Below are 9,019 nucleotides of genomic sequence, written 5' to 3'. Positions count from 1 at the left end.
CACCAGGGCGCCATATCCGTCTTCCAAAACCTCGAAGACGCAATCAGCATGCATGAAGCAATCCTGAAGGTCCCGCCAGGGAAATAAGCGAGGGGGGCTCCACCAAAGGGCGCAGGTGACGTGGCCCCCGCCCCGCGCTAGATGGAACAAAACCAAGGAGGTTCCGATGGATACCAAGACCCTGATCGCCGCCTATTACGACGCCTTCAATGCCGGCCGCACCGACGAGATGCTGGGCTATCTGCATGATGATGTGGAACACCACGTGAACCAGGGCCCGATCCGGCGCGGCAAGGCGGCATTCGCGGAATTCAACGCCCACATGACCCGCAGCTACCGGGAAAAGCTGACCGACATGGTGATCATGGCCAGCGATGCCGGCGACCGGGCGGCGGCGGAATTCGTGGTCAACGGCAGCTATCTGGCCACCGACGAGGGCCTGCCCGAGGCGCAGGGCCAGACCTATGTCCTGCCGGCCGGGGCGTTTTTCGCCATCCGCGACGGCAAGATCGCGCGGGTGACGACCTATTACAACCTGGCCGACTGGACGCGACAGGTCGGGGCGTGATCCGCACCGAAAGCCTGACCGGGGATGCGGTCGCCGCCGTGCTGGACGACCTGGCGCGGCTGCGCATCGCGGTGTTCCGCGACTGGCCCTATCTCTATGACGGCGACCTGGATTATGAGCGCGATTACCTGCGGGCCTATCAGTCGCCCGGCGCGGTGGTGGTCGCGGCCTGGGACGGCGACCGCATGGTCGGCGCCGCAACCGGCGCGCCGATGGAGGACCATGCCGGCGATTTCGCCGCCGCTTTCGCCGACCGGCCCGAGCGGCTGGACGAGATCTTCTATTGCGCCGAATCGGTGCTGCTGCCCGAATATCGCGGCCGCGGCCTGGGCCACGCCTTCTTCGACGGGCGCGAGGTTCAGGGCCGGGCGCTTGGCCGCCGCTACAGCGCCTTTTGCAGCGTGATCCGCCCCCAGGACCACCCGCTGCGGCCCCAAGGCTATCGCCCGCTGGACGGGTTCTGGCAGAAACGCGGCTATGCGCCCTTGCCGGGCGTGGTCGCAGGCTTCGAGTGGAAGGACATCGGTAAGACCGAACCATCCCGCAAACCCCTGCAATTCTGGATGAAAACCCTGTGAGCCGGATCGTGAAAATCGCCGCTGCCGCCTATCCGCTGGACTGGTTGGAGGATCTGGACGCTTACCGCGCCAAGCTCGCCGCCTGGGTCGAAGAGGCCGCCGATTGCGACCTGCTGGTCTTTCCCGAATATGGCGCGATGGAACTGGCCTCGCTGGGCGGGCCTAAGGTCGCGGGCGATCTGGAGGCATCGCTGCACGAGGTCGCCCGCCACGAGGCCGCGCGCGATGCGCTGCACGGCGAGTTGGCGGCGCGGCATGGGCTGCATATCCTGGCCGCATCGGGGCCGCATTTCATCGGGCCGCGCCCGGTCAACCGCGCTGCGCTGTTCGGGCCGCAGGGGCGGATCGGCCATCAGGACAAGCAGGTCATGACCCGGTTCGAGCGCGAGGATTGGGACGTGGTCGGCGCCCCCGGCCTGCGGGTCTTTGACACCGCGGTCGGGCGGCTGGGCGTGCTGATCTGCTATGACAGCGAGTTTCCGCTGCTGGGCCGCGCGCTGGCCGAGGCAGGGGTCGAGGTGGTGCTGGTGCCTTCGTGCACCGACACGGTGGCGGGGTTCAACCGGGTCCGCATCGGCGCCATGGCCCGCGCGCTGGAAAGCCAATGCGTCGTGGTGCAGGCGCCGACCGTGGGCGATGTGGATTGGTGCCCCGCGGTGGATGAAAACCGTGGCGCCGCGGCGATCTATGCGCCCCCCGACGGGCTGTGGCCGGAAAGCGGCGTCATGGCCGAGGGGCTGATGGACGTGCCGGGCTGGGTCAAGGCCGAGGTGGACCTGGACCGCGTGGCTGAAAGCCGCCGCAACGGCCGGGTGCTGCCATTCGCGCATTGGCCCGAGACGGTGGGGGTGCCGGTGCAGGGTGCGACGCCGCGACGCGCGCCCGGTTAACCGAATCTTGGCAGTTTCTGTTGGAGTATCCCCGGCGACACGGGAGTTCTCTGGCATGACCATGATCCATACAGACGCTTATCGCGCAAGGGCATTCCGATCCGGCTGGCCCTGATGCAGGCAGGGCTGACAGACCAATACGTCCGGCGCTGCAACGGCTATTACACCGGCCTCCTTGGTGCTGTTTTTCTGCTCGATGGCCAGAAATACCCGTCGCTCCTGCCGCCCTGCGAATGGCGAAACCTCGACAATCCGGCACTGAAAAACCGTGCCTGGTTCGACCGACCCTGCGATGACAGATCATGGCGGGAGCCGCCCGCCGCATCAGACGCGAACAAGGCCGCGGCGGACGGCCGCCCCGAACCCTAGCCTATTCTGCCACGGCAGGCTCGTCCGGCACCACACCTTCGGGGGTCTCGGCGCCATCGGGCACTGTCGCACCCTCGGCGGGGACGGCCAAGCGGTTGTCCTCCCATTCGCCCTCGGCGACCTGGCCGGTGGCATAGCGCATCACCCCCGCGCCCTGGCGCTTTCCGGCGACGAAATGGCCGGTATAGACATCGCCATTGGCATAGGTCGCGATGCCCTCGCCGTCGATCTCGCCCTCTTTCCAGCTTCCTTCATAGCGGAAACCGTCCGGGGCGATCAGCCGGCCCTTGCCATGGCGCAGCCCGTCCACGAAGGAACCGTCATAGGTGGTGCCGTCGGGATAAGTCGCCTGCCCCTGCCCGTGGCGCTGCCCGTCGCGCCAGGCGCCGTTATAGACATAGCCGTCGGGATAGGTCATCCGGCCCTGCCCCTCGTTGCGGCCGCGCTTGAAGCCGCCTTCGTAGACCAGGCCGTTGGCGTATTTGGCGACGCCCTGCCCCTCGATCACGCCCGCGACCCATTCGCCGTCATAGCTGGCGCCGTCGGGATAGGTGATAAGGCCGCGGCCATGCGGCAGGTCGGCCATCAGCGCCCCTTCATAGACCGAGCCGTCGGGATAGGTGATGCGGCCCAGCCCCTCCATCCGGCCCTCGGCCCAGTCGCCGGTATAGACATAGCCGTCGGTGCCGGTGAAGGTGCCCGCGCCCCAGCGCTTGTCGGCGCGGAAATCGCCCTCGTAGCGGTCGCCGTTGGCATAGGTGGCGACGCCCTTGCCCTCGCGCTTGCCATTGGCGAACCGCCCCTCATAGGCATCGCCCGAGGGCTGGGTCAGCCGGCCCTGCCCGGCCATCTGCCCCGCCGACCAGCCGCCCTCATAGGCCAGCCCGTCCGGCATGGTCAGCTTGCCCTGGCCGGAACGCTGGTTGGCCCGCATCTCGCCTTCGTAGCTTGCGCCGTCGGGATAGGTGATCTTGCCCAGCCCGTCCTTGACGCCCTGTTTCCAGTCGCCTTCGTAGCGATAGCCGTTGGGCTGGGTCAGCACCCCCTTGCCGTCATGCAGCGCGTTCAGAAAGCCGCCCTCGTAGACCGAGCCGTTGGCATAGCGCGCCACCCCCTGCCCCAGGATCTGGCCGTCCTGCCAGTCGCCCTCGTAGCTGCCACCGTCGGCATAGGTGATCTTGCCCTTGCCATGCGGCTTGCCGCCGGCAAAGGCCCCCTCGTAGACCGAGCCGTTGGGGAATTTCGCCACGCCCTGGCCCAGGATCTCGCCCTCGACCCAGTCGCCGTCATATTCATAGCCGGACGGCAGCCTGTAGGTGCCGCGGCCATGCTGCTTGCCGTTGCGGAACGTGCCCTCGTAGACGCCGCCATCGTCATATTGCTTGGTGATGACCGCCTGCGCGCCGGCCGCGCCCGTGCCGGCCATGATGATCGCACAGGCGACAAGGGCTGCCTTCATGGGTGCTGCACTCCGCCTTGTTGCTGCTTTTGGCATCGGTTTATCGCAAGGGGCGCGCCGGCGCAAAGCCCGACTTTTCCTTTGCCGCGCGCTGACCTATCAACAGGGCAAGACACGGGTAAAGGAAACGCCATGACCGACACGTTCCGCATCACCCTGGGGCAGATGAACCCGACCGTCGGCGACCTGCCCGGCAATGCCGCCCAGGCGCGCGAGGCATGGGCCAGGGCGCGCGAAGCGGGCGCCAACCTGCTGGCCCTGCCCGAGATGTTCATCACCGGCTACCAGACCCAGGACCTGGTGCTGAAGCCCGGCTTCACCGCGGACGCGATGGAGCGAATCCTCGAACTGGCGCGCGATTGCGCCGACGGCCCCGCCATCGGCATCGGCGGCCCCCATGCCGAAGGGGACCGGCTTTACAACGCCTATTGGATTCTCAGCGGCGGCAAGGTGGTGGCGCGGGTGCTCAAGCACGAATTGCCGCACAAGCAGCTTTTCGACGAATGGCGGCTGTTCAACGTGGGACCGATCTGCGGCCCCTACAGCCTGGACGGGCTGCGCATCGGCAGCCCGATCTGCGAGGACGCCTGGTGGCCCGAGGTGGCCGAGACCCTGGCCGAGACCGGGGCCGAGATGCTGCTGGTCCCCAATGGCAGCCCCTATCACCGGGGCAAGCTGGACCTGCGCATGGGCCATATGGTCGCCCGCGTGGTCGAGACCGGCTTGCCCCTGATCTACCTGAACTCGGTCGGCGGGCAGGACGACCAGGTCTATGACGGCGCCAGCTTCGTGCTGAACCCCGGCGAGGACGGCGGCGCGGTCAAGGTCATGCAACTGGCCCCCTTCGACGAGATGCTGGCGCATGTCGATTTCGCCCGCACGCCGGCCGGCTGGCGCGCGGTGCCGGGGCGGATGGACCACCAGCCCGACGAATGGGAACAGGATTATCGCGCCATGACGCTGGGGCTGCGCGACTACATGCGCAAATCCGGCTTTGGCAAGGCGGTGCTGGGATTGTCGGGCGGCATCGATTCGGCGCTGGTCGCGGCGATCGCCAGCGATGCGCTTGGTCCCGAAAACGTCCGCTGCGTCATGCTGCCCAGCGAATACACCTCGCAGGCCAGCCTTGACGACGCCGCCGATTGCGCCGGACGGCTGGGCACGCGGCTGGACAGCGTGCAGATCGAAGCCGCCCGCGACGCGGTGGGCGCGGCCCTGGCGCATCTGATGGCGGGCACCCAGCCCGACATCACCGAGGAAAACATCCAGTCCCGCCTGCGCGGCGTGATGCTGATGGCGCTGTCCAACAAGTTCGGCGAGCTGCTTTTGACCACCGGCAACAAGTCCGAAGTCGCGGTCGGCTATGCCACGATCTATGGCGACATGGCCGGGGGCTACAATCCGATCAAGGATCTTTACAAGACCCGCGTGTTCCAGACCTGCCGCTGGCGCAATGAAAACCACCGCGACTGGATGGCCGGCCGCGCGGGCGAGGTGATCCCGCCGCAGATCATTTCCAAACCGCCCTCGGCCGAACTGCGCCCCGACCAGAAGGATCAGGACAGCCTGCCGCCCTATGAGGTGCTGGACGCCATCCTTGAAGGGTTGATCGAAAAGGATCTGGCGCTCAAGGATCTTGTCGCCCAGGGCTTCGAGCCCGAAACCGTCAGAAAGGTCGAGGCGCTGCTTTATGGCAGCGAATGGAAGCGTTACCAGGCCGCGCCGGGGCCGCGCATCTCGACCAAGGCTTTCTGGCTGGATCGGCGCTATCCGCTGGTCAACCGTTGGCGCGACCGGCTTTAGCACCCGCGCGGCGGGAGGGCCGAAATCGGCGTCCCCCGGCGTCCGCGGAAAGGCAAACCTCTGCAATAAAAAGGATAAATCTGGCTATCCCGCAGACCTGTCCCATTCGATAGGTTTATCGTTCTGATCTGAACCGTTTACTCTGGCTTCATTCGCCCCATGGCCCGCGCCTTGCGCGGTCCCTTCTGGTCGGGGCGGTGTTTTTGCCGTTGCGCCCAGTTCGGGCGCTTTGACGAGTAAGGGGTTGCCATGCCGACGGACATTTCGATCCGCGTGATCTATCTTGGTTTGCGCAGCGATCTGGACCTTGATCCAGACGAAACGGTTCCGGGGGCCGAGGCGCCCGGCGACCTGGTCGGCACCACCTTCGGCAGCGCCGAAGCGCCGCTTTTCCGCGACATCAACGATGTCGTGCTGCATGACGGCGACGATGACGGGGCCATCGCCTTTGACAATGCCTCGGGTCCGGCGGCGGCCGAACACGCCGTGCATCAGGGCGCGGTCTATCACCTGGATTCCGGCGTCATTTACAGCGGCACCGTCACCTATGCGGATGGCAGCACGGCCACGGGCGTGGCGCTGCGCGTGCTTCAGGCGACGGACGGGACGCTGGCGCTGGCGCCACCGCCCGCCGGTGCCGCGAACGGCGAAATCGCCGGGCTGACCGGCCTGCCCATCCGCTCGATCACGCTGACCGGGGTCGTCGACCCCGACCGGAACGAATTCGAGCTGGCCGGCTATGGCGCCGCGGATGCGCCGGCCTTCGTCTGCTTTTGCCAGGACACGCTGATCCTGACCGAACGCGGCCAGGTCGCCGTCCAGGACCTGCGGGTCGGCGACATGGTGATCACCCGCGACCACGGGCCGCAGCCCTTGCGCTGGATCGGCCGCAAGCACCTGGCCCCGGACCTGCTGGGACTGTTCGCCACGCTGCGGCCGGTGCGCATCCGGGCGGGCGCGCTTGGCCCCGGCCTGCCCCGGCGCGACCTTTACGTCTCGCAACAGCATCGCGTCCTTGTCGCCTCGCAGATCGCCCGGCGCATGTTCGGCGAGCCCGAGGTGCTGGTCGCCGCCAAGCACCTGACCGGGATCGAGGGGATCGAGATCGTCGACAGCCCGCGGGCGCTGACCTATTACCACCTGCTTTTTGACCGGCATGAAATCATCTGGTCGGAGGGGGCGCAGACGGAATCGCTGTTCACCGGCGCGCAGGCGCGGAAGTCGCTGGACCCTGCGGCGCGGGCCGAAATCGCGGCGCTTTTCCCCCAGCTTGCGGCCGGGCATCCGCCCCGGCCGGCCCGCCCGCTGGGCAAGGGCCGCGAAACCCGCAGGCTTGCCAGCCGCCATGCCGCCAACCGCCGCGCCTTGCAGTCGGCGGTGGCGCGCTAGGGCGGCCGGGGGTCAGACCACCACCGCCATGGGCTTTTGCCAGCCGACGCCGAAGACTCGCTTGTAGCGCGCGATCTCGTTCTCGGGGCCGGTGGCCTTTTGCGGGTTGTCGGACAGCTTGACGGTCGGCCGCCCCTCGGCCGCGACCGCCTTGCACACCAGCGAGAACGCCGCCAAGCCGTCGCCCGGCACCAGGCCGCGGAAATCATTGGTCAGAAGCGTGCCCCAGCCAAAGCTGATCTTGGCGCGGCCGTGAAAGCGGTGGAACAGGTCCTTGATCCTTTCGACATCCAGCCCGTCCGAAAAGATGATCAGCTTGTCGCGCGGGTCTTCGCCGCGCTCCTGCCACCAGCGTATCGCGGCCTCGGCGCCCTGGACCGGATCGCCGCTGTCGATGCGGATGCCGGTCCAGCCCGCCAGCCAGTCGGGCGCATGATCCAGAAACCCCTCGCTGCCATAGGTGTCGGGCAGGATGATGCGCAGCATCCCGTCATGTTCCTCGTGCCAATCGGCCAGCACCTTGTAGGGGGCCTGGCGCAGTTCCTCGTCGCTGTCGGCCAGGGCGGCATAGACCATGGGCAGTTCGTGGGCATTGGTGCCGATGGCCTCGATATCGCGGCGCATGGCGATCAGGCAGTTCGAAGTGCCGATGAAGCGGGTGTCGCCCAGGCCCTCGACCATGGCCTGCACGCACCAATCTTGCCACAGGAAGCTGTGCCGCCGCCTTGTGCCGAAATCGGCGATGCGCAGGTCGGGGCCAAGCTTGCGCAATTCCTCGATCTTTTCCCAAAGCCGGGCCATGGCGCGGGCGTAAAGCACCTGCAATTCGAACCGGCCCATGTCTTTCAGGACGGCGCGGCTGCGCAACTCCATGATGATCGCCAGGGCCGGGATTTCCCACAGCATGACCTCGGGCCAGCGCCCCTCAAAGGTCAGTTCATATTGCCCGTCGCGCTTTTCCAGGTGATAGGCGGGCAAGCGCAGGTTTTCCAGGAACTCCATGAAATCTGGGCGGAACATCTGCCGCTTGCCGTAAAAGGTATTGCCGCGCAGCCAGGTGCTTTCGCCCCGCGTCAGCGTCAGGCCGCGGACATGGTCTAGCTGTTCGCGCAGTTCTCCCTCGTCGATCAGCTCGGCCAGGCGGATGCGGCTGGTGCGGTTGATCAGGCTGAAGGTGACTTGCGTGTCGGGCCGGTTGCGAAACACCGACTGGCACATCAGCAGCTTGTAGAAATCGTCGTCGATCAGCGAGCGGACGATGGGGTCGATCTTCCACTTGTGGTTATAGACGCGGGTGGCGATGTCGACGGTCGGGATCATCATGCCAACACCACCCCCGCCTGGCGCATCTGCGCGCGCGCGGCGTCAAGCGAGCCGTCAAGGTCGATGGCGCGGGCCGCATCCTCGATCACCGTGGCGCGAAAGCCCAGCTTGGCCGCGTCGATGGCCGACCAGGCGACGCAGAAATCCTGCGCCAGCCCGACAAAGGCCAGGTCGTCCAGCCCGCGGTCGCGCAGATAGCCGGCAAGGCCGGTGGAGGTGCGGCGGTCGTTTTCGAAAAACGCCGAATAGCTGTCGATCTGCGGCCGGAACCCCTTGCGGATCACCAGGTCGGCGCAATCGGCGGCCAAAGCGGGGTGAAAGCCCGCCCCCTCGGTCCCGATCACGCAATGGGCGGGCCACAGCACCTGCGGCCCGTAAGCCATGTCCACGACCGAATAAGCCGCCGCGCCGGGATGGTTGTCGGCAAAGCTGGCATGGTCATGGGGATGCCAGTCCTGCGTCAGCACCACGGCGTCGAAATCGGCCATCAGGTCGTTGATCCCTGCCACGATCTCGTCCCCTCCCGCGACCGCCAAGCGCCCGCCGGGACAGAAATCCAGCTGCATGTCGACGACGATCAGGGCCCTTGCCATCGCGTCTCTCCTGTTTTGACGGGGAAATTGGTAGGCGCAGGCGGCCG

General features: G+C 66.9%; 9 protein-coding genes. 6 read left to right on the top strand and 3 right to left on the bottom strand.

Features of this window, described 5'->3' with window-relative positions:
• Positions 1 to 166 precede the first annotated feature (166 nt).
• The 4 genes from F3H32_RS05980 (at position 167) to F3H32_RS05965 (ending at position 2,405) form a co-directional block, all read left to right on the top strand.
• Entirely contained in the window at positions 167 to 568 is a 402-nt protein-coding gene (locus F3H32_RS05980; protein WP_149765047.1) for a ketosteroid isomerase-related protein, read from the top strand.
• The gene (locus tag F3H32_RS05975; protein WP_149765046.1) at positions 565 to 1,146 is read left to right on the top strand and encodes a GNAT family N-acetyltransferase; all 582 of its coding nucleotides are present in this window, start codon (positions 565 to 567) and stop codon (positions 1,144 to 1,146) included. Before F3H32_RS05980 ends, F3H32_RS05975 begins: the two co-directional genes overlap by 4 nt.
• 8 nt (positions 1,147 to 1,154) lie before the next feature.
• Entirely contained in the window at positions 1,155 to 2,036 is an 882-nt protein-coding gene (locus F3H32_RS05970; protein WP_188128599.1) for a carbon-nitrogen hydrolase family protein, read from the top strand.
• Positions 2,037 to 2,150: 114 nt separating this feature from the next.
• Positions 2,151 to 2,405 (top strand): hypothetical protein, encoded by a 255-nt coding sequence (locus F3H32_RS05965; protein ID WP_149765044.1) that lies wholly within the window; start codon positions 2,151 to 2,153, stop codon positions 2,403 to 2,405.
• Position 2,406: 1 nt separating this feature from the next.
• Here the strand turns inward: F3H32_RS05965 and F3H32_RS05960 are convergent, their stop codons facing one another.
• Positions 2,407 to 3,864: an MORN repeat-containing protein gene (locus F3H32_RS05960; protein ID WP_149765043.1), complete on the bottom strand. Its 1,458-nt coding sequence runs from the start codon at positions 3,862 to 3,864 to the stop codon at positions 2,407 to 2,409.
• A gap of 132 nt (positions 3,865 to 3,996) precedes the next feature.
• Between F3H32_RS05960 and F3H32_RS05955 the strand changes: the two genes are divergently transcribed.
• Positions 3,997 to 5,667: an NAD+ synthase gene (locus tag F3H32_RS05955; RefSeq protein WP_149765042.1), complete on the top strand. Its 1,671-nt coding sequence runs from the start codon at positions 3,997 to 3,999 to the stop codon at positions 5,665 to 5,667.
• A 249-nt stretch (positions 5,668 to 5,916) separates the two neighbouring features.
• Positions 5,917 to 7,056, top strand: a complete 1,140-nt coding sequence (locus F3H32_RS05950; protein WP_149765041.1) for a Hint domain-containing protein — start codon at positions 5,917 to 5,919, stop codon at positions 7,054 to 7,056.
• 12 nt (positions 7,057 to 7,068) lie between these two features.
• Here F3H32_RS05950 and pncB read toward each other — a convergent pair whose 3' ends face one another.
• Both pncB and pncA read right to left on the bottom strand, forming a co-directional pair.
• A complete protein-coding gene (gene pncB / locus F3H32_RS05945) occupies positions 7,069 to 8,379 on the bottom strand; it encodes a nicotinate phosphoribosyltransferase (protein ID WP_188128597.1) in 1,311 nt (436 codons plus the stop codon).
• Complete coding sequence (pncA, locus tag F3H32_RS05940; RefSeq protein ID WP_149765040.1) at positions 8,376 to 8,972, bottom strand: bifunctional nicotinamidase/pyrazinamidase; 597 nt, start codon at positions 8,970 to 8,972, stop codon at positions 8,376 to 8,378. Before pncA ends, pncB begins: the two co-directional genes overlap by 4 nt.
• Between the last annotated feature and the right edge of the window lie 47 nt (positions 8,973 to 9,019).

The organism is Paracoccus thiocyanatus (genome assembly GCF_900156255.1).
GTDB classification, from domain to species: Bacteria; Pseudomonadota; Alphaproteobacteria; order Rhodobacterales; family Rhodobacteraceae; genus Paracoccus; species Paracoccus thiocyanatus.
The sequence above is the reverse complement of the archived record's forward strand: the minus strand, read 5'-3'. Positions and strand labels throughout refer to the sequence as shown.